We start from the raw sequence: 18,929 nt of genomic DNA on the forward strand, positions 1-18,929 counted from the left end.
AGCAGGGGCCATGACACAGCGGATGAGCAGGGCGGTCGTCATCGGGGGCAGCCTCGCCGGGCTGCTCAGCGCGAGCGCCCTGGCCGACCACGCGGACGAGGTCGTCGTCCTCGACCGGGACCGGCTGCCGGACGAGCCGCTGGCCCGGTCCGGGGTACCGCAGAGCCAGCACGTCCACGGCCTGCTCGCCAGCGGCCGGGAGGCGATGGAGGAGCTGCTTCCCGGGCTCACCGACGAGCTGTGCGCGCTGGGCGGTGAGCTGGGCGACTTCCAGGAACGCACGCAGTTCTACGTCGGCGACCGGACGCTCGCCGGGGGTACGAGCGGCCTGCTCGCCCTGGCGGTGAGCCGGCCACTGCTGGAGCACCGGGTCCGTACGCGCGTCGCGGCCCTCCCGAACGTCACGATCCGCGAGCGCACGACCGTGCTCGACCTCGTGCTCGACGACGAGTCAGGGCCGGCGGCGCGCGTGGTCGGAGTGGCGGTCGCGCCGCTGGACGGGGTCGCCGGTCCGGAGAAGGCACCGAGCGGCGTCGAGACGGTGCCCGCCGACCTCGTCGTCGACGCGTCCGGCCGCACGGCGCGCACGCCGGAGTGGCTGGAGCGGCGCGGTTTCCCGGCACCGGCCGAGGAGAGGGTCCGGATCGACGTGGCGTACGCGACCCGCCAGTTCCGCCGCTCGGCGACGCACGCCGACGGCCTGGTGGCGGTGCTGCAGCCGAGCAGCCCCGAGCTGCCCCGCAGCGCCATCATGCTGGCGCAGGAGGGCGACCGCTGGATCGTCGGCCTGACCGGCTACCACGGGGTGCGGCCCCCGACCGACCTGGAGGAGTTCATCGCCTACGCGGCGACGCACCCGGGTCCGGTGGGCCGGATGCTTCCCACCCTCGAGCCGCTGGACGACGGCGCGACGTACCGGTTCGCCGCGAACGTGCGGCGCCGGTACGAGAAGGTGCGCCGCTTCCCCGCCGGCCTGCTCGTCACCGGGGACGCGCTGTGCGCGTTCGACCCGGCGTACGGGCAGGGCATGTCGGTGGCGGCGCTGGAGGCACTGGAGCTGCGCGGCTGCCTGGCGGACGGCACCGACGACCTGGCTCGCCGGTTCTTCGCCCGCGCCGCTCGGCACGTGGACACACCGTGGACGCTCGTCGTCGGCCGCGACCGCGAGCTGCCCGGCTCCACCGACCCCGCTCCGTGGGCGACGCGGATGATGAACCGGTACGTCGGGGCGTTGCTGCGCGCCGCGTGCGACGACGCCGAGCTGGCCACCGTCTTCCTGCGGGTCAGCCACCTGGCGGCGCCGCCCAGCACCCTGATGACGCCGCGCGTGGTCGCGAAGGTCGCGCGGGCCGCGCTGCGGCGCGGGCCGGCGGACCGTACCCGTCGTCGGCGCGACCAGGAGGAGGGAGGCCGGACGAAGGGACGTCCGGGAGCCAGCACGCCCTCCCCCGCGTGACGGCACCGGCGCCGTGCACTGCCCCACCGAGTCCCCCTGTCGGTGGGGCAGTGCACATCAGCCCGCTCGCCCGACCCTCCCGCGGGCGTACTCTGGTCGGCATGCACCGCAGCCAGCAGACGACGACGCCGGACCCACTCCGGCGCTGACAGGCTGCACTCACCGCATCCCCGCCCCGGAGCACGGCTCCGGGGCTTTCTCATCCCTCGGCACGTGCTCCTCGGCTCGACCGACAGGAGGACGACATGAATTCCGTTGCTGCACAGGACGACTCGCCGCTCGATCACCGCGAGCTGAACCTCGCCATGGGCATCTTCGCCACCGACCCGATGGTGGGCTCAGGGCTGCCGCTGTGGCTTCCCGCCGGCGCTGTGCTGCGCGCCGAGCTGGAGCGGCTCGCGCGTGAGATCGCGCGCGCCGACGGCTGCCAGGAGGTGTACTCGCCCGTGCTCGGCAAGCGCGCGCTGTTCGAACGATCGGGCCACTGGGCGAAGTTCGCCGACGACATGTTCCCGCCCATGTCCCTGAACGGTGGCGGCGTGGCCGACGAGGACCTGGTCCTGCGCCCGGCGAACTGCCCGCACCACGCGCTCACCTACGCCGCGCAGCCGCACTCCTACCGAGAGCTGCCCGTACGCCTGCACGAGCTCGCGCCGATGTTCCGCGCCGAGCGCTCGGGTGTGCTGTCCGGCTTGAGCCGGGTCCGGCAGATCGCCCTGGACGACACCCACGTGTTCTGCCGGCCGGACCAGGTCGCGCAGGAGGCGGCCCGGGCGCTGCGGTCCGCACTGCACGCCCAGCAGGTGCTCGGCCTGCCGGTCGACGAGGTGCGACTGTCCCGCCGTGACGCGGGCCCCGCGTACCTGGGCGCCCCGGAGCAGTGGGAGGCGGCCGAGCAGGCCCTGCGCGAGGCGGCAGCCGCCGTCGGCGTACGGGGCGTGGTCGAGGCCGAGGGTGAGGCCGCGTTCTACGGGCCGAAGCTGGACCTGCAGGTCCACGACGGGCGCGGCCACGACGAGACCATCGCGACCGTCCAGCTCGACTTCAACCAGCCCGAGCGGTTCGACCTGGCGTACGACGCGGCGGACGGGTCCCGGCAGCGGGTGGTGATGATCCACCGCGGCACCGTCGGCTCCATGGAACGCGTCGTCGCGGCGCTGCTGGAGCGGTACCAGGGGCGCGTCCCGCTCTGGCTCGCGCCGGTGCAGGTGTGCGTCCTGCCGGTCGGCCCGGACCAGGACGAGGCCGCGCGCCGCCTGCACGACGACCTGCTGGCCGCCGGGCTGCGTCCTCGGGTCGAGTTCGACGGGTCGCTCGGTCGCCGCATCCAGGCCGCTCGCCGGCGCCGCGACTGCCTGCTCGCGGTCGTGGGCGAGGCGGAGGTGTCGGCCGAGCAGGTGCAGGTGACCGACGTGGCGGGCGGCGTCCGCCGCTCGGTCGACCGCGCCGGGTTCCTCCGGGCCGTCGGCGAGGCGTACGAGGCGCGCCTGCCCCTCGTTCCCTGGGAGCCGGCCGACTAGGCAGGGGGTTCTACTCAGGCGACCCGGGTACGACGGCGGATCCCCGGAACGGCGCGGCTCAGCAGGCTGGTGACCAGTCCTGTTCCCCGTCCGAGGAGCCCCGATGTCCGCACATCACGCCCCGTACGCCCCGCGCCAGGGCCTCTACGCCCTCAAGCCCTGGTACGCCGCTCGCCTCACCTCCGTCCTGGCCCTTCTCGTACGCCGGCACGTTCACCCGAACCGGGTGAGCGCTGCCGGCGTCGTCATGGGTGCCGGCGCCGGGGTCGCGCTCGCGACCCTGCCGACCGGAGCGGCCGCCCTGGCCGTCGCCCCCTTGCTGGCGCTGCGCCTGGCCGCCGCGAACCTCGACGGCAACCTCGCCCGGGTCACCGGCCGCCGGTCCCGCTGGGGCTCGGTCGTCAACGAGCTCGGTGACCGGGCGGCCGAGCTCGCCGCACTGGTCGGGTGCTTCTGGCTCGCGCCCGCGTGGCTCGTCCTGGCCGCGATGCTGGCCGCCACGCTCCCCTCCTGGGTCGCGCTCGCCGGCGCCGCCGCCGGTCACGACCGGCTGAACGGCGGCCCGGTCGGCAAGACCGAGCGCTGCCTGGCCCTGGTCGGCGTCGCCGCCGTGCCGGGGGCGGCCGTGCCCCTGCTCGCCGTCGTCGCGGCCGGTTCGGCAGTCACCGCGGTCCGCCGGGCGATCGCGCTGCGGAGCCTGTGATGGAACAGCTGACCCTCACCGCCACCGTCCTCACCGTCGGCGGCGTGGCCACCCACCTCAGCGGCAACCCGGTGCTGCGCGAGCGCTGGCGTACCTGGCTGGTCGCCGCACCGGTCGTGCTCGTCCCGATGCTCCTGCTCGGCTCGTGGGGTCCGGTCCTGCTGGCCGCCGGTCTCGGCGTCGTCGCCGCCGCCGAGTACGGCCGGCTCACCGGGCTGCGGCCCTCCGACGGCGGCCTCCTCGTCGCAGCGGTCGTCGCCGCACCCGTCCTGGCCCGTCTCGACGTCGGGTCGTACGACGCCCGCTGGCTCGCGCTGACCCCTCTGGCGATCGCTCTGCCGGCCCTGCTCGGTGGAGATGCGGCCGGCGGGTTCCGGCGGGTGAGCGCCCTGGCCCTCGGGGCGCTCTGGCTCGTCGCGGGCCTCCTACCGCTGGTGCTGCTCGACCCGGTCGTCGTGGTGTCGCTGTGCCTGGCCGTCGCCACCGCGGACGTCGGCGCGTGGTGCGCCGGCCGCGCGCTCGGTCGCCGCGGTCCCCTCTCCCGGCCGCTGTCACCGCACTCGCCCAGCAAGACCTGGGCGGGCGTCCTCGGCTCCCTGGCCGGCGCGGCGCTCGTCCTGACCGTGCTGGGCGAGCCGTCCTGGCCGCTCCTGGTCGCGGCCACCGTCGGCAGCGTCCTCGGCGACCTGCTGGAGTCGCTGGTGAAGCGCGGCTGCGGCCGCAAGGACGCCGGCACCTGGCTGCCTGGCTTCGGCGGGCTGCTGGACCGGGTCGACTCGCTGCTCGTCGCGCTGCCCGTGGCGCTCGTCCTGGTGGGCGGTGCGTGATGATCGCCGCCTTCCTGCGCCGCCTGCTGTGGCGCATCGCGTTCGTCCTCACCGGCGGCGTCCGGGTGACCGGCCGGCTGCCCCGCGGCGGCTGCGTCGTCGTGGCGAACCACTCCTCGCACGCCGACACCGCGGCCCTGCTCGCCGCTCTCGACGCCGGCCACCGCCCGCGGGTCGCGGCGGCGGCGGACTACTGGTTCCGCGGCGGGTTCAAGGCGTCCGTATGCCGTTCTCTCGCAGCAGGTTTCGCCGTACGCCGAGGTGGCGGCGGGAGCGCCGACCTCACCGCGGCAGCCGAGCTGCTGCGTACCGGCCACGCCGTCGTGATCTTCCCCGAGGGCACCCGGACCCGTGACGGCGAGCTGGGCGACTTCCACTCCGGCGCCGCCCGACTGGCCGCGCAGGCCGGCGTGCCGGTCGTCCCCGTCGGGATCCAGGGGACCCGGGCGCTGCTGCCGGCGCACGGGCGGTTCCACCGCAGCCCGGTGTCGGTGCGCATCGGGGCGCCGCTCGAGGCCACGGACGTCGCCGCGACCACGGAGCAGGCGCGCGCGTCGGTCGACGCCCTGGTCAGCCGGCCCCGCGAGCGGGACAGCCGGCTGCGGCAGCGGGTCGCGGTTCGTACGGCCGGCCGTCGCGGCGTGCTGGTGGTCGGCGGGCTGTCGTTCGCCGAGGCGCTGAGCTGGCCCCTGCTGCCCGAGACCGCGCTGGCGGTGGCCCTGCTCGCGGCGCCCGCGGCGTGGCGCCGGCTGATCCCGGTGGCCATCTCCGGGAGCATGCTCGGTGGCCTGGTCGCGCTGCTCCTCGCGGCGCACGGCGTCGTCGCGCCCGCCCCGCTGACCACCGACCGGATGCGCGCCACTGTTGTCCAGCAGGTCGCGGACGAGGGCGCCGCCGCCGTCCGCCACCAGCCGTACGACGGGATCCCGTACAAGGTGTACGCCGCCGAGGCGGGTCGGGCCGGCGTCGACCCGGGTCCGTTCCTCGTCGAGTCCGTGGCGTCCCGCGGCGTACGGATCGCCGGCGTGGGGATGCTGCTGGCGCTCGCCGGATGGGTGCTCGCGCGGCGACGCCAGTGGTACGCCGCGGTCCTGGGCGCCGGGACGGTCTGCTTCGGCGTCGGGCTCGGGCTGGTCGTGGCGTCGTGGTCGTGAACAGTTCTTGACCCCGCCGCCAATTCCTGTGATTCGGTTCACATCGGGACGTTCCGCGGTGGACGATGCGGCCATGAGCCTGCCCCAGATCCAGCGCCGCACCGTCCTCAAGGGCGTCGCCGCGGCCACCGCCGCCCTCGCCGCACCCCGCGTGTTCGACGCCGCTGCCGCCGCTGCGCCCGCGGGCAAGGGCGTCTTCGGGTACGGCGTCGCGAGCGGAGACCCGACCGGGACCTCCGTGATCATCTGGACGCGCGCGACGCCGCCCGCGCGTCCGGGCGAGCGGATCGCCGCTCCCGGCAGCGGCTGCGGCCGGTCGATCCCCGTGCAGTGGCAGGTCGCGCGTGACGAGCGGTTCACCCGCAAGGTCGCCCACGGGACGGTCCACACCTCGGCGGACTCCGACCACACGGTCAAGGTCGACGTCACGGGTCTGGACCCGTACACGCAGTACTACTACCGGTTCCACAGCCTCGGCGAGTACAGCCCGGTCGGCCGCACCCGTACCGCCGCGGACATCCCCGGCGAGGTGCACGCGCTGCGGATGGCGCTGGTCAGCTGCAGCAACTACACCGGCGGCTACTTCACCGCGTACCGCGCGATCGCCGAGCGCGACGACCTCGACTTCGTGCTGCACGTCGGCGACTACATCTACGAGTACGGCAACGGCGCGGACCGCTACGGCCCGAAGGAGCTCGTCGGCGTCCGCGACGCCCAGCCGGCCACCGAGATCCTGGGCCTGGAGGACTACCGGCTGCGGCACGCGCTGCACAAGGCCGACCCCGACGCCCGGGCCGCCCACCAGGCGCACCCGTGGATCACGATCTTCGACGACCACGAGGTCGCCAACAACGCCTGGGCCGACGGCGCCGAGAACCACCAGGCGAACGAGGGGTCGTACCTGGCCCGACGCAACGCGGCGCTCAAGGCGTACCTGGAGTGGATGCCGTTCCGCCTGCCCGACCAGTCGGTGTCCCACCGTGGGACACGCTTCTTCAAGCGGTTCTCGTTCGGCGCGCTCGGTGACCTGTCGGTGCTCGAGACCCGGCAGAACCGCAGCAAGCAGGTCAGCTACCCGCAGAGCCCGCTCGACGGGTTCGTCCCGATCGGGGTCAGCCCGGCCATCGACGGCGCGCTCGCCTCGCCGCAGCGTCACCTGCCCGAGCCGGAGCAGCTGACCTGGATCAAGGACGGCGTCAGCACGACCGGCCGCCGCTGGCACCTGTTCGGCAACCAGGTGATGATCACGCCGGTCCGCTACCCCGGGTCCGCGCTCGGCGCCGGGAACGTGCTGTTCGTGAACGCCGACCAGTGGGACGGGTACGCCGCTGACCAGGCCTCGCTGCTCGGTCACCTCGGCGCCCAGCCGGCTGCGGCGGGCGACGTCGTCGTCCTCACCGGCGACATCCACTCATCCTGGGCGGCCGACCTGCAGGCGGGCGGTACGCCTGCCGGTGTGGAGTTCGTGACGCCGTCGGTGACCAGCGACGGCTTCTACGAGATCGTCCGCTCCTTCCTCGGCAACCCGGCGCCCGAGACCGCGGTCGGCGCCACCCGGCAGATCACCGGCGCGGTCCAGCAGCTGAACCCGTGGGTGAAGTACCTCGACGGCGTCGGCCACGGGTTCACGGTCATCGACGTGACGCCCGAGCGCGTGCAGGCGGACTTCCACCACACGCCCGTCCCGACGTCCGCCGCCCCGGACCCGCGGGTGAACCCGGGCGTGCTGCCGACGTACACCCGCAGCTTCCGGACGCTCGCGGGCACCCGCCGCGTGTCGGCAGCCACCGGCCCCGTCGGACCCCGCACCGACCAGCCCCGCTGACCCCACCCGCCCGGTCGAGCAGACGCGAACGCAGTGATGACTCGTATCCGAACCAGCCGGCAGCACTCGCTGGTTGAGCCGGTCGAGCCGCTGGGGCGAGACCGAGTCGAAACCAGGTGACCGCGAACGAACGAGTCTCCCCTGTCGGGCTCCGCACCGGCCCGGCTCACCCACGACGGCAATAACGCCTCGTACGAGGCTCAGAACGCACGCGATACTGGCCAGATGCCCGAGGACGTGGTCGTCAGCGACCGGCTGGTGATACCCGCCGGCGAGCTGCGCGAACGCTTCTCCCGCAGCTCCGGTCCTGGAGGTCAGGGCGTCAACACGGCCGACTCCCGGGTGGAGCTCACCCTCGACGTGGCCGCATCGCCGTCGATCCCCGAACCCCTGCGCGACCGCATCATGGCCCGGCTCGCGCACCGGCTGGTCGGCGGCGAGCTGACGATCGCGGCGAGCGAGTACCGCAGCCAGCTGGCCAACCGTCGGGCCGCACGGGAGCGGCTGGCTCAGCTGCTGCGCGAGGCCGCCGCTCCCCCGCCGGCCAGGCGCCGGGCGACCAAGCCGACCCGCGGCTCGCACGAGCGCCGCATCGCCGCCAAGAAACGACGCGGCGAGGTCAAGAAGGGCCGCGGCCGGTTCGACGCCTGACCCGATCGAGGGTCGCGGCCGATTCGGCGAACCAGCCTGATCCTCGCCGGCCGCCGCCCCCTCCGGTCGAGTGCGCGCGTCGTGCGTCCAGTCCACCGCGCGCCCCTGTCGGGTCGAGTGCGCGCGTCGTGCGGGATTTCCGCTGTGAACGCAGCAGGACACGCGCACTCGGCCGGAAAGGGGCGGTGGGTGACCACGCGCTGGGGACATCCCTCGACAGGGAGGTAGTTGTGTGATCACAATGGTTGCATGACAACAACCAAAACCACGCCGGTCGGCCTCTGGCTGTCGATGATGGGGATCGTCATGGACCACAAGTGGTACTTCGCCGAGCGGTTCGAGAAGAAGCTGCCGGTCCCGTACAGCCGGTACCGCGCCCTGCGTCGGGTCGAGCAGCAGCCGCGCAGCCAGCGCGAGCTCGCCGACGCGATGGGGGTGGACGCCCCGGCGATGACGGTGATCGTCAACGACCTGGTCAGGCACGGCCTCGCCACGCGCGAGGCGCACCCGGACGACCGCCGGGTCAAGCTCGTCACCGCCACGCCGGCCGGCCTCGCCTGGCTTGACGACGTCCGGTCGCTGCCCGACGGGGCGCCGCCGCTGATGGACGTGCTGACCGGCGACGAACGGCGCGAGCTCGCGCGTCTGCTCGACAAGCTCCAGGCCAGCCAGGTCGGGGCGAGCTGATGACGACGACCCGGGACGTCCCGTCCGTCCAGGCGCACGAGCTCGACCGGCGGCACCGCTGGATCGTCGTCGCGATCTGCTGCATGAGCCTGTTCATCGTCGGCATCGACACCAGCGGCCTCAACCTGGCGCTGCCCTCGATCCAGGACGACCTGTCGACGTCGTACTCGCAGCTGCAGTGGGTCGTCGACGCGTACACGCTGGTCATCGCCGGTCTGCTGATGCTGTCCGGGTCGATGGCCGACCGGTTCGGACGCCGCCGCGTGTTCCGGCTGGGGCTCACGCTGTTCGGCGTGGGTTCGCTGCTCTGCTCGGTCGCGCCGTCGATCGGCGTGCTGATCGCGGCGCGGATGGTGCAGGCGGTCGGTGGCTCCATGCTCAACCCGGTCGCGATGTCGATCATCACCAACACGATCCACGACCCTCGGGAGCGGGCCCGCGCCATCGGCATGTGGGGCGGCACCGTCGGTCTGTCGCTGGCGCTCGGGCCGGTCGTCGGCGGCGCACTCGTCGACGCGATCGGCTGGCGGTCGATCTTCTGGCTGAACCTCCCGATCGCCGTCGCCGCGCTCGTCCTGACCACCCGGTTCGTGCCGGAGTCGCGCGCCGGGCGGCCCCGCCGGTTCGACCCGGTCGGCCAGCTGTGCGTGATGGTGCTGCTCGCCTCGCTGACGTACGCGATCATCGAGGGCCGCAGCCTCGGCTGGACCTCCGCCGCGGTGGTCGGCTGCTTCGTCGCCGCCACCCTCGCGCTCGGGCTGCTGGTCGCGTACGAGCGTCGCCGCCGCGAGCCGCTGCTGGACCCGCGGTTCTTCCGGAGCGTGCCGTTCTCGGGTGCGGTCGTGACGGCCGTGCTCGGGTTCGCGGCGATGGGCGGGTTCCTGTTCCTCAACACGCTCTACCTGCAGGACGTACGCGGCCTCTCACCCTTCGCCGCCGGGCTGATGACGCTGCCGATGGCAGGGATGACCGCGCTGTGCTCGCCGTTCTCCGGTCGCGTCGTCGGCGTCCGCGGTCCCCGCCTGCCGATGGTCGTCGCGGGTGCCGGCATCTCGGTGAGCGCCCTGATCCTACTGACGCTGCGGTCTGACACCTCGTACGTCGTGCTGGCGGTCGCGTACCTGGCGTTCGGCGTTGGGTTCGGGTCGCTGAACGCGCCGATCACCAACACCGCTGTGTCCGGGATGCCGCGGGCCCAGGCGGGCGTCGCCGCGGCCATCGCCTCGACGAGCCGCCAGGTCGGGACGGCGCTCGGGGTAGCGGTGTTCGGCGCAGTGACGCTCGGTCGGCTCGACGGTCCCGTACGCACCGGGCTCGCCGCGTCGAGCCACGCCGGGTGGGCGCTCATGCTGGCGTGCGGCGCCGGCATCCTCGTCCTGGCGCTGGTGACGACGAGCCCCTGGGCGTTGCGCTCCCGCGACCGCGTCGCCGCCGAGATCGACTGAGGGCCCCTCGCTGGTTGAGCCGGGCCGACACTCGCTGGTTGAGCCGGGCCGGAGCGAAGCGGAGGTCCGAGTCGAAACCCGGTGCCGTACGGGGAGACTCGTCCGTTCGCGGTCACCGGGTTTCGACTCGGTCTCGGCTGGCGCCTCGACCGGCTCAACCAGCGGAGAGACCGGCTCAACCAGCGGAGAGACCGGCTCAACCAGCGGAGAGAGCGGCTCAACCAGCGGAGAGAGCGGCTCAACCAGCGGAGGGGCCGGCTCAACCAGCGGAGGGGGCGGAGGTCAGCGGGGGCCGAGGCCGGTGCGGCCGTCGAGCAGCTCGCGGGCGATGTCGAGGTGGCCGGCGTGCCGAGCGGTCTCCTCGATCATGTGCAGGATGACGCCCCGCAGGTCGGTCACCTCGTCGGCGAGCTCGGGCAGCACCGGACCGGCGGGCGCGGAGTCCAGCGACACGTCGCGTACGGCCTCGTCGCACAGCCGGGTCTGCGCCAGGTAGTCCGCGAGCACGTCGCCGGAGTCCGGGCGCGCCATGGGCTCCCCGCGCATGACCGCGCCGAACCAGTACCGCTCAGCGCCGGCGAGGTGCTCGAGCAGGCTCTGCGGGCTCCAGCCACTCGGCACGACGGACCGGGTCATCGCCGCGGCGTCGAGGCCGTCGACGATAGCGACGATCGAGCGGCGCTGGGCGTCGAGGAAGTGGGCGAGGTCCGCGCGCTCGGTCATGACTCCTCGACCGACATCGCCTGGTAGGTCGGCTTCAGCTCGTTCGCGCGAGCGCCCCAGTCGGCGGTCGGGCGACCCTCGAGGTAGGCGTGCAGGTCCTCCAGGTGCACCTGCCAGCCGCCGCCGTACGCGGGCAGCATCTCGCGGGGCAGGCCCCGCTCCTCGACGACCAGCCGGGTCCCTCCGTCGACCTCGGCGAGGGTGGCCTCCAGCGTCGTGGCGTCGTCCTCGCCCGGCATCATCGTGACGAACAGCCGGTGCGGCGGCTCGCACGCCTCGATCCGACCCGGCCCCTCGGCGCCGCTGGTGAAGCGGATCTCGAACCGCCCGCCCGGACGCAGGTCGCCCGTGACGTGGGCGACCCAGCGGGCGAGCCGCTCCGGATCGGTGACGGCCTCCCAGAGGTCGTCGATGTCGGTGGCGTAGGTGTCCTCGAGGCGTACCCCGGGCACCCCCGCCCACAGGTGCATCGTCGCGAGCGTGCGGGTCTGAGTGCTCATGCTGACCTCCCGGTCTTCTCGGTGGTGCCGGACCTGCGTGCCGTACGCCGTCCGCGGGCGACCTCGGTGTGCAGGGCGTCGAGGCGCTGACCCCACAGGTCGCGGTGGTGGGCGAGCCACGCGTCGGCGTCGGCGAACGCGTCAGGGCGCAACGAGTAGACGCGCTCCCGGCCCCGCTGCTCGACCTCGACCAGGCCCGCCTCCAGCAGCACCCGCAGGTGCCGCGAGACGCCGGGCCGTGCGATCGGCAGGCTCTCGGCGAGCGCACCCGCGGTGACGGGTCCGGCGGCGAGTGTGTCGATGATCGACCGTCGGCTCCCGTCGGCCAGCGCGTGGAAGACAGCGTCCATCGCAGAAGCGTACCCATACAGTTACGTAACTGTCCAGGTACGCTTCCGTCGCCCACGACGGCCGGACCACAATGAGGCATGACACCCAGCTACCGGCTGTTCCCCGACTACGGCGCCGACCCGGTGTGGGCCGAGCGCGGCATGGTCGACCTGGACGACCTGCCGATCTCCTCGCGCCTCCGGACCGACCTGCGCACCTGGGCGGCGCGCTGGGAGGAGTTGATGGGCAAAGACTTCCGGATCCGCGAGAAGGACAGCCACAACGAGTGGCAGCGGGACGGACGACGACTGGCGCGCGACCTCCAGCGCGAGCTCGGCGACGACGCCGTCGTCACGTACGAGCCGTGACGGCGACGACGTCCGCGGGTCATGCGACCATGCCGTGCGGGTCGATGACGTACTTCTTCGCGGCGCCCTTGTCGAAGTCGGAGTAGCCCTGCGGGGCATCGTCCAGGCTGATCTTGGTCGCGTTGACGGCCTTGGCGATCTCCGCCTTACCGCTGAGGATCAGGTTCATCAGCTGGCGGTTGTACCGCTTCACCGGGCACTGGCCGGTCGTGAACGAGTGCGACTTCGCCCAGCCGAGCCCGAGGTCGATCCCGAGCCGGCCCTGCTTGGCGTTCTCGTCGATGGCGCCCGGGTCGCCGGTGACGTACAGGCCGGGGATGCCGAGCGAGGCTCCGGCCCGGGCGATGCCCATGACGTCGTTCAGGACGGTGGCGGGCGCCTCCTCGGCGTCCGCGCCGTGACCGCGGGCCTCGAAGCCGACCGCGTCGACCGCGGCGTCCACCTCGGGCTCGCCGAGCACGCCCTCGATGAGGTCCTGGATCTTGTCGCCCGAGCTGAGGTCGACCGTCTCGCAGCCGAAGCTCTTGGCCTGCTTGAGCCGCTCGGCGTTCATGTCGCCGACGACGACCACGGACGCGCCGAGCAGCTGGGCGGCGTGCGCGGCGGCGAGGCCGACCGGCCCGGCGCCCGCGACGTACACGGTCGAACCGGTGGTCACGCCCGCCGTGTAAGCCCCGTGGTACCCGGTCGGGAAGATGTCGGACAGCATCGTCAGGTCCAGGATCTTCTCCATGGCCTGGTCCCGGTCGGGGAAGCGCAGCAGGTTGAAGTCGGCGTACGGCACCATGACGTACTCCGCCTGGCCGCCGATCCATCCGCCCATGTCGACGTACCCGTACGCCGCCCCCGCGCGAGCAGGGTTGACGTTCAAGCAGATTCCCGTCTTGCCCTCGTTGCACATCCGGCAGCGGCCACAGGCGATGTTGAAGGGTACGGAGCAGATGTCGCCCTTGTTCACGAAGAGGACGTCGTCCCCGGTCTCGACCACCTCGCCGGTGATCTCGTGGCCGAGCGTCTGCCCGACGGGGGCTGTGGTCCGGCCGCGCACCATGTGCTGGTCGCTGCCGCAGATGTTGGTGGTGACCAGCTTCAGGATCGCTGCGTGCGGCGCCTTCTTCTTGATCTTCATGCCGGAGGACACGTCCTTCGGCAGCTCCAGGGTCGGGTAGTCGATCGACTCGACCGCCACCTCGCCCGCGCCCTTGTAGACAACAACTCTGTTACCGGTCATGGCCTGCTCCTCATTGAGACAGTCACGGCGTCGTGTCGTGAGGTCCCTCCAACGTAGGACCGCGCAAGGCCTACGGACCAATTCCGTGGTCCGGCACCGGTGCATGACGACGCCCGCCGCCGGCGGCTCGGGCTTCGAGACACCAGCGGCGGGCATGGGCGGGCGCCCGGACTCAGATGTAGTTGACGGCCTTCCAGCAACCGGCGCCTGCACCGGCCCTCGTCCTGGCGTCCCACACCATCGCGCTGCGGGTGATGGGGCCGTAGACGCCGTCGGGCTCGATCTTGAGCCGGCTCTGCAGGGTCTTCAGGGCGGTCTCCGTCGCCGGGCCGAAGCTGCCGTCCGCCTTGACGCCCAGCGCGTAGCACGCGGTCATCGCCCGCTGCAGGACGGTGACCCCGCTGTTCGCGGCGCCATGCCGCAGCTCGCAGCTGGAGTTCCCACGGTAGGTCGGCAGGGTGATGTACTTGTCCACGCTGGAGTCGTTGTGCCAGAAGTTCGTGCTCGACGTGCACTGGTACGTGGCGGCGTGCGCCGACTCGACGGAGCCGACCGCCATCACGCCTCCGGACGCGACGAGCGCCATCGCCGCAGCGGCGGGCACGGACATGGTGCGGAACTTCAGAGTCTTCATGGGTCCTCGTTCTTTGTCGGTGTGACGGGAGCCCCAGTACGCCAGGTCGCCGCGTCGACGGACAACGCTCGTGGCGGATGGCCGCCACACGGCGATCAGGGCTGGGCGGTTCGGGACGAGCCGTGCTACGCATGTGCGGGGCGGAACGCGCGGGGGCGCGGAAACAGGGGGCTGATGGCGATGGTGGACCTGCACGACTTGATGACGACCACCCACGAGGTGAGCGGCCGCCTCGCGCGGATCGCGACCGGTCGCGCGACGGTGAGCGGAGTGACGCTGCTGGCGTGCGGACCGGTCCAGATCATGCGAGCGCTGGACGACCTGGAGCGGTCGGCTCGGGTGTCGGCGGTGACCTCGCTGCCGATGGTGAGCTTCGACCCGGAGGACCCGGGCTTCGAGCTGAACGAGCGGTCCCGAGCGCGCGGGATCTCGCTGCATCTCACGACGACGCCGTTGGCGCTCGCCACCAATCCGATGATCGTGTGCACCAGCCCGAACGTGCTGATCGGGCCTGCGAGCCTGAGGACGATCCTCGTCGACGACCGACTGGCCATCGTCGAGGGACCCCCCACCCGGTACGGCGAGTCGACCGCGTGGCGGTGCGAGCGCGGAACCGAGCTCTTCGAGCTCGCCTCGGGCTACCTGACCTCGCTGGTGGCGGCGTCGACCCCGGCACTGGCTCCCGGTGAGAAGCCGCCGCTCACTCCCCGCCAGGTCCGCGTCGCCAGGGCGATGTGTCTGGGCCTGACCGACGAGGCGATCGGCCGCCGGCTCGACATCTCCACCCGCAGCGTCGAGCGCGAGGTCGCGGCCGTCCTCCGCGCGCTGGGCGCGCGGGCCCGGACCGAAGCGGTCCTCAACATGATGGGTCGGGGACGAGCCGGCTCCGCGGACGCACGAGCGCGAGCGGTCGCCCCCCGGGCCATGCAGACGTCGGGCTGAGACCAGCCGTCGCGACCTGGAGGGCACCGATGACCACAGCCACTCGCGTCACGGTCGAGGCCGCGCGTGACGCCCTCATCGCGAGCCTGCACGGCACGGTGCTCGACATCGGGGCGGGTACGCCGCGCCGCCGCGCCCACCTCGCACCGGGCTCGCGGTGGGTCGGCCTGGAACCCGACGAGTCTCGTCACCACCGGCTCGTCCCGACCGTCGCCGGCGAGGACCGGCTGCTGCTCGGCCGGGCGGAGCACATCCCGCTGCCCGACGGGTCGGTGGACGCCGCGCTGACCAGCTTCACCCTGTGCTCGGTGGACGACCAGCCGACGGCGCTGGCCGAGATCCGTCGCGTCGTACGGCCGGGCGGGGCCTTCGCGTTCGCCGAGCACGTCGGGGCGCCGCACGGCTCCTGGTCCCGACGGCTCCAGCGGATGGCCACGCCGTTCAGCCGCCGGTTCGACCACGGCTGCCGCCCGACCCGCGACACCCTCAGCGTCATCGAGACGCTGGCGTGGGAGCACGTCGAGACCGAGACGTACGACGTCCGGGTCGCCCCCGGCGTCGTCGTCCCGTTCGTCGTCGGACGGGCCGTCCTGCCGTCCGCGCCCCGCGGATCGTCGGCGACGATGGGCCGATGAGCACCCGGAAGGCCGCCCTGGACCTGCGCGACCCCGCCCTGACCGAGTTCTGGCGTGAGCGCCACCTGCAGACCCTGACGACACCGCGCCCGGATGCCACGCCGCACGTCGTCCCCGTCGCCGCGACCCTCGACCCGGACGAGCCGCTGGTCCGGGTCATCACCTCGCGCACCTCGCGCAAGGCCCGGAACGTGCTCGCCGGTGGCGACGGCGGCGTGCCCGTCGCGCTGTGCCAGGTGGACGGCCGCCGCTGGGTCACCGTCGAGGGCGTCGCCACCGTGCTGGACGACCCGGCCGACGTCCGGCTCGCCGAGCAGCGGTACGCGCAGCGGTTCCGCGTGCCGCGCGAGAACCCGCTGCGGGTTGTGATCGCGGTCCGGGTGACGCGGGTGATGGGTCACCTGCCCGGCTGATGTCGGTGGCCGTCCTTACGGTCTCGGGCATGGACGCGAAGACCCGGGAGCTGCGCGAGGCGCACGACGTCATCTCCGCCGTGTACGCCGAGCGGCTGGCCCACATCATCGACACGATGCCCGTCGAGCGTGGCGTCCTCGGCGTCTTCCGGGACCTCGTGCTGGAGAGCGGGCTGGGCACCGACGTCGGCGACATCGGTTGTGGCACCGGCAGACTCGCGCCCTACCTCGCCGGGCTGGGGCTGACGCCCTCCGGGGTCGACCTGTCCCCGGAGATGATCCGGCTGGCACGGCGCGACTACCCCGGCCACCCCTTCGAAGTTGCCGACGTGCGGTCGTTGCCGTTCGCGGACGCCTCCCTCGCCGGGGCGCTCGGCTGGTACTCGCTGATGTACCTCGCGCCGGACCAGCGACCGCGGGCGTTCGCCGAGCTCGCCCGGGTCGTGCGCCCCGGCGGCCACGTCGCGATCGCGTACAAGCAGGGCGACGACACCCTCCGCCGCGGCGGTCGCAGCCTCGACGTCGAGTTCGACATCTACTGGCTCTCCGAGGCGGAGATGGCCCGGCGCGTCACCGACGCCGGCTTCCGGGTCGTGCTCACCGCGACCAAGCCCGCCGACCCCGACGAGCTGCAGCCGCAGGGCTACCTCATCGCCCGGCGCTGCTGAGCGAGCGACGAGGTCACTCCGCGGGGTCGCCGACGACGACGTTCACGCTGCGCGGCCAGCTGTAGTAGCGCGTCGCCAGGTTGACCATCGCCGCCACGCGGTTGCGGCCGCCCATCAGCTCGATCAGGTGCAGGCCCAGCCACGACAGCCAGCCGATGCTGCCGCGCAGCTTGACCCCGACCGGCAGCTGGACCACCGCGTCACTGCGGCCGATCGTCGCCATCGTGCCCTTGTCGAAGTAGGAGAACTTCGTGGTCGGCTCACCGGCGAGCAGGTGCTTGATCTGCTGCGCCGCGTGCTTGCCGCCCTGGATCGCCGGCTGCGCCACCTGCGGCAGGCCCGCGCCCGCGACGTCGCCCGCCGCGAACACGTTCGGCAGACCCTTCACGCTCAGGTCCGGCTGGACCTCGATGGCCCCGCCCTTACCGGTCGGCAGCCCCCACGACCCCACCACCGGGCCGGCCGTGATGCCGGTCGCCCACACCGTCATGACGCTCGGGATGGTCTCCTGCTCCCCGTCCGGGCGCTTCACCACGACGGCGTCCGGCGTCACCTGCTGCACCGAGGTGCCGAGCCGTACGTCGACGCCGCGTTCACGCAGCTCGCGGGCGGCGTACTCCTGCAGGTTGGGGGCGAACGGCGACAGCACGTGGTCCAGCATCTCGACGAGCACGATGTGCACCTGGTCGATGCCGAGGGTGCGGAACGCGACCGGGACGGCGCCGTTGCGCAGCTCGGCGAGCGCACCCGCCATCTCCACACCCGTGGGCCCGCCGCCGACGACGACCACGGACGTCTCACGCTTGCCGGAGCGCGCCTGGGCGGCGTTCTCGATCGAGGTGAAGATGCGGTCGCGGACGGTGATCGCGTCCTGGCGGGTGTAGATCGGGCGCGCGTTCTCCTGGGCGCCCTCGATGCCGAAGAAGTTGGCGGTGACACCCACCGACACGACCAGGAAGTCGTACGGCACAGGGTCCAGGCCCTCCAGCTCAACCTGCTGCTCGGTGGTGTCGACCCCGGTCACGGTCGCCCGGAGGAAGTCGGCGTTGTCGTACCGGCTGGTGAACGCCCGCAGCGCGAACGTCACGTCGCCGGGGTTCAGGCCGCCGGTCGCGACCTGGTAGAGCAGCGGCTGGAACGTCGTGTACGAACGGCGGTCGATCAGCAGGACGTCGACGTCGGCGTTGCGCAGATGCTTGACGGCGGCCATCCCACCGAAGCCGCCGCCGAGAACGACGACCCGCGGACGGTGGTTCTCCTGGGCGGCGTGCTGGCTCATTCTTCGACATTAGGGCTCCCCGACCCGCACGTCGACCGTCGGCTCAGCCGTTCGCCGCCACGAGCCGGCCGAGCGCGTAGGCCATCACCGGCCGGTACGGGTAGGCCAGGACGGCGGGTGCGCGGACGACCACCGTCGCGCGCGTCCCGGCGGGCACCTCCTCGACGCGGTGCTCCAGGTGGAGCGTGGCGCCGTACGCCCGGACGGTCCACGTCCACCGCCGCTCAGGCTCCTGCACGGTGTCGACCACGAACCGCGCCGACACCGGAGGGACGCTGCGGACGACTCCGCGCACCCCCGGCGCGAGCCGTGGTGCCGAGGGCTCGACAGCCCGGATGTGCGGAGCCCACGAGGTCCAACGCCCGATGTCGGCGTAGCGCTCCCACACTTGCGCCGGCGCTGCGGAGCCCTCGACGGACACGGTCACGGTCGCCACGTCACCGACCGCCCTGCTCGCGGTGCTTCATCTCCGACTCGAGCACGTGCGGCTCGTGGACGCCGAGCTGCTCGCGCGCCGTGCGCTCCAGGTCGCGGAACACCTGCCAGTAGCCCTCGTCGTAGGCCTCGACGATCTCGAACGTCCACATGTCCCGGACGACGTCGCGGCCGACGAGGACGTCGTCCAGCTGCGCCGCGAGCCCGGTGTGCCCCGCCTCGCGCAGCTGCTGCACCGCTCGCTGGAGGGTCAGGTCCGCCGTGCCGCTGAGCCGGTGGAAGCCGTACAGCAGACCGCGCGCGTGCTCGATGACCTCCAGCGCCTCGGACAGGGTGCCCAGCGCTTCGACCGTCGCGTCGTCGACGCCGTCGGGCCGCGGATGGACGGGCGGCCGGTCGGGTCGTTCGGCGCTGTCGTGGTCGGCGCTCATGACTGCTCCTGGCGGACGAGGTGCACTGCCTGACCCCTCGAACCTAGGCGCCGCGACGGCAGGCCGGTGGGA

General features: G+C 73.0%; 22 protein-coding genes. 14 read left to right on the plus strand and 8 right to left on the minus strand.

Features of this window, described 5'->3' with window-relative positions:
* Nucleotides 1–10: 10 nt before the first annotated feature.
* The 9 genes from P4R38_RS17925 (at nucleotide 11) to P4R38_RS17965 (ending at nucleotide 10,268) form a co-directional block, all read left to right on the plus strand.
* Entirely contained in the window at nucleotides 11–1,456 is a 1,446-nt protein-coding gene (locus P4R38_RS17925) for an FAD-dependent oxidoreductase (protein WP_277193359.1), read from the plus strand.
* Between the two features lie 245 nt (nucleotides 1,457–1,701).
* Nucleotides 1,702–2,976, plus strand: a complete 1,275-nt coding sequence (locus tag P4R38_RS17930) for a threonine--tRNA ligase (RefSeq protein ID WP_277193360.1) — start codon at nucleotides 1,702–1,704, stop codon at nucleotides 2,974–2,976.
* 103 nt (nucleotides 2,977–3,079) lie between these two features.
* Nucleotides 3,080–3,679, plus strand: a complete 600-nt coding sequence (locus P4R38_RS17935; RefSeq protein ID WP_277193361.1) for a CDP-alcohol phosphatidyltransferase family protein — start codon at nucleotides 3,080–3,082, stop codon at nucleotides 3,677–3,679.
* Nucleotides 3,679–4,506 carry a phosphatidate cytidylyltransferase gene (locus tag P4R38_RS17940; RefSeq protein WP_277193362.1) on the plus strand — a complete coding sequence of 276 codons (828 nt, stop codon included), beginning with the start codon at nucleotides 3,679–3,681 and terminating at the stop codon, nucleotides 4,504–4,506. Before P4R38_RS17935 ends, P4R38_RS17940 begins: the two co-directional genes overlap by 1 nt.
* Nucleotides 4,506–5,660, plus strand: a complete 1,155-nt coding sequence (locus tag P4R38_RS17945; protein WP_277193363.1) for a lysophospholipid acyltransferase family protein — start codon at nucleotides 4,506–4,508, stop codon at nucleotides 5,658–5,660. Before P4R38_RS17940 ends, P4R38_RS17945 begins: the two co-directional genes overlap by 1 nt.
* 73 nt (nucleotides 5,661–5,733) lie before the next feature.
* Complete coding sequence (locus P4R38_RS17950) at nucleotides 5,734–7,485, plus strand: alkaline phosphatase D family protein (protein WP_277193364.1); 1,752 nt, start codon at nucleotides 5,734–5,736, stop codon at nucleotides 7,483–7,485.
* A gap of 225 nt (nucleotides 7,486–7,710) precedes the next feature.
* Nucleotides 7,711–8,136, plus strand: coding sequence for an alternative ribosome rescue aminoacyl-tRNA hydrolase ArfB (gene arfB / locus P4R38_RS17955; protein ID WP_277193365.1), 426 nt, complete (start codon nucleotides 7,711–7,713; stop codon nucleotides 8,134–8,136).
* 249 nt (nucleotides 8,137–8,385) lie between these two features.
* On the plus strand, nucleotides 8,386–8,823 hold the full coding sequence (locus P4R38_RS17960; RefSeq protein WP_277193366.1) for a MarR family winged helix-turn-helix transcriptional regulator: 438 nt from the start codon (nucleotides 8,386–8,388) through the stop codon (nucleotides 8,821–8,823).
* Nucleotides 8,823–10,268: an MFS transporter gene (locus P4R38_RS17965; protein ID WP_277193367.1), complete on the plus strand. Its 1,446-nt coding sequence runs from the start codon at nucleotides 8,823–8,825 to the stop codon at nucleotides 10,266–10,268. The genes P4R38_RS17960 and P4R38_RS17965 overlap by 1 nt, the downstream gene beginning before the upstream one ends.
* A 282-nt stretch (nucleotides 10,269–10,550) precedes the next feature.
* On the opposite strand, the gene P4R38_RS17970 is transcribed toward P4R38_RS17965, so the two are convergent.
* From P4R38_RS17970 to P4R38_RS17980, 3 genes are read right to left on the minus strand one after another with little or no spacing between them, the layout of a single operon-like run.
* The gene (locus P4R38_RS17970) at nucleotides 10,551–10,991 is read right to left on the minus strand and encodes a mycothiol transferase (protein ID WP_277193368.1); all 441 of its coding nucleotides are present in this window, start codon (nucleotides 10,989–10,991) and stop codon (nucleotides 10,551–10,553) included.
* Nucleotides 10,988–11,491 (minus strand): SRPBCC family protein, encoded by a 504-nt coding sequence (locus tag P4R38_RS17975; protein ID WP_277193369.1) that lies wholly within the window; start codon nucleotides 11,489–11,491, stop codon nucleotides 10,988–10,990. The genes P4R38_RS17970 and P4R38_RS17975 overlap by 4 nt, the downstream gene beginning before the upstream one ends.
* On the minus strand, nucleotides 11,488–11,841 hold the full coding sequence (locus tag P4R38_RS17980) for an ArsR/SmtB family transcription factor (protein WP_275237204.1): 354 nt from the start codon (nucleotides 11,839–11,841) through the stop codon (nucleotides 11,488–11,490). Before P4R38_RS17980 ends, P4R38_RS17975 begins: the two co-directional genes overlap by 4 nt.
* A gap of 78 nt (nucleotides 11,842–11,919) precedes the next feature.
* On the opposite strand from P4R38_RS17980, the gene P4R38_RS17985 reads away from it, so the two are divergent.
* Nucleotides 11,920–12,189, plus strand: coding sequence for a hypothetical protein (locus P4R38_RS17985; RefSeq protein ID WP_277193370.1), 270 nt, complete (start codon nucleotides 11,920–11,922; stop codon nucleotides 12,187–12,189).
* 19 nt (nucleotides 12,190–12,208) lie between these two features.
* On the opposite strand, the gene fdhA is transcribed toward P4R38_RS17985, so the two are convergent.
* Nucleotides 12,209–13,420: a formaldehyde dehydrogenase, glutathione-independent gene (gene fdhA, locus P4R38_RS17990; protein ID WP_277193371.1), complete on the minus strand. Its 1,212-nt coding sequence runs from the start codon at nucleotides 13,418–13,420 to the stop codon at nucleotides 12,209–12,211.
* A gap of 172 nt (nucleotides 13,421–13,592) precedes the next feature.
* A complete protein-coding gene (locus P4R38_RS17995) occupies nucleotides 13,593–14,054 on the minus strand; it encodes a peptidoglycan-binding domain-containing protein (protein ID WP_277193372.1) in 462 nt (153 codons plus the stop codon).
* Between the two features lie 174 nt (nucleotides 14,055–14,228).
* On the opposite strand from P4R38_RS17995, the gene P4R38_RS18000 reads away from it, so the two are divergent.
* Genes P4R38_RS18000 through P4R38_RS18015 form a run of 4 tightly spaced genes read left to right on the plus strand, consistent with a single transcriptional unit; the run spans nucleotide 14,229 to nucleotide 16,712 of the window.
* Nucleotides 14,229–14,996, plus strand: coding sequence for a helix-turn-helix domain-containing protein (locus P4R38_RS18000; protein WP_277193373.1), 768 nt, complete (start codon nucleotides 14,229–14,231; stop codon nucleotides 14,994–14,996).
* 29 nt (nucleotides 14,997–15,025) lie between these two features.
* Complete coding sequence (locus P4R38_RS18005) at nucleotides 15,026–15,631, plus strand: class I SAM-dependent methyltransferase (protein ID WP_277193374.1); 606 nt, start codon at nucleotides 15,026–15,028, stop codon at nucleotides 15,629–15,631.
* On the plus strand, nucleotides 15,628–16,044 hold the full coding sequence (locus P4R38_RS18010) for a pyridoxamine 5'-phosphate oxidase family protein (protein ID WP_277193375.1): 417 nt from the start codon (nucleotides 15,628–15,630) through the stop codon (nucleotides 16,042–16,044). The genes P4R38_RS18005 and P4R38_RS18010 overlap by 4 nt, the downstream gene beginning before the upstream one ends.
* Nucleotides 16,045–16,073: 29 nt before the next feature.
* Complete coding sequence (locus tag P4R38_RS18015) at nucleotides 16,074–16,712, plus strand: class I SAM-dependent methyltransferase (RefSeq protein ID WP_277193376.1); 639 nt, start codon at nucleotides 16,074–16,076, stop codon at nucleotides 16,710–16,712.
* 13 nt (nucleotides 16,713–16,725) lie between these two features.
* Here P4R38_RS18015 and P4R38_RS18020 read toward each other — a convergent pair whose 3' ends face one another.
* The 3 genes from P4R38_RS18020 to P4R38_RS18030 are packed head-to-tail and all read right to left on the minus strand — an operon-like array spanning nucleotide 16,726 to nucleotide 18,857.
* Nucleotides 16,726–17,991, minus strand: a complete 1,266-nt coding sequence (locus tag P4R38_RS18020; RefSeq protein ID WP_277193377.1) for an NAD(P)/FAD-dependent oxidoreductase — start codon at nucleotides 17,989–17,991, stop codon at nucleotides 16,726–16,728.
* Nucleotides 17,992–18,034: 43 nt separating this feature from the next.
* Nucleotides 18,035–18,427 carry an SRPBCC family protein gene (locus P4R38_RS18025; RefSeq protein ID WP_277193378.1) on the minus strand — a complete coding sequence of 131 codons (393 nt, stop codon included), beginning with the start codon at nucleotides 18,425–18,427 and terminating at the stop codon, nucleotides 18,035–18,037.
* A 1-nt stretch (nucleotide 18,428) separates the two neighbouring features.
* Nucleotides 18,429–18,857 carry a phosphoheptose isomerase family protein gene (locus P4R38_RS18030; protein WP_277193379.1) on the minus strand — a complete coding sequence of 143 codons (429 nt, stop codon included), beginning with the start codon at nucleotides 18,855–18,857 and terminating at the stop codon, nucleotides 18,429–18,431.
* Nucleotides 18,858–18,929: the final 72 nt, after the last annotated feature.

The sequence above is a fragment of the Luteipulveratus flavus genome, from assembly GCF_029439465.1.
In the GTDB taxonomy this organism is placed as follows: Bacteria; Actinomycetota; Actinomycetes; order Actinomycetales; family Dermatophilaceae; genus Luteipulveratus; species Luteipulveratus flavus.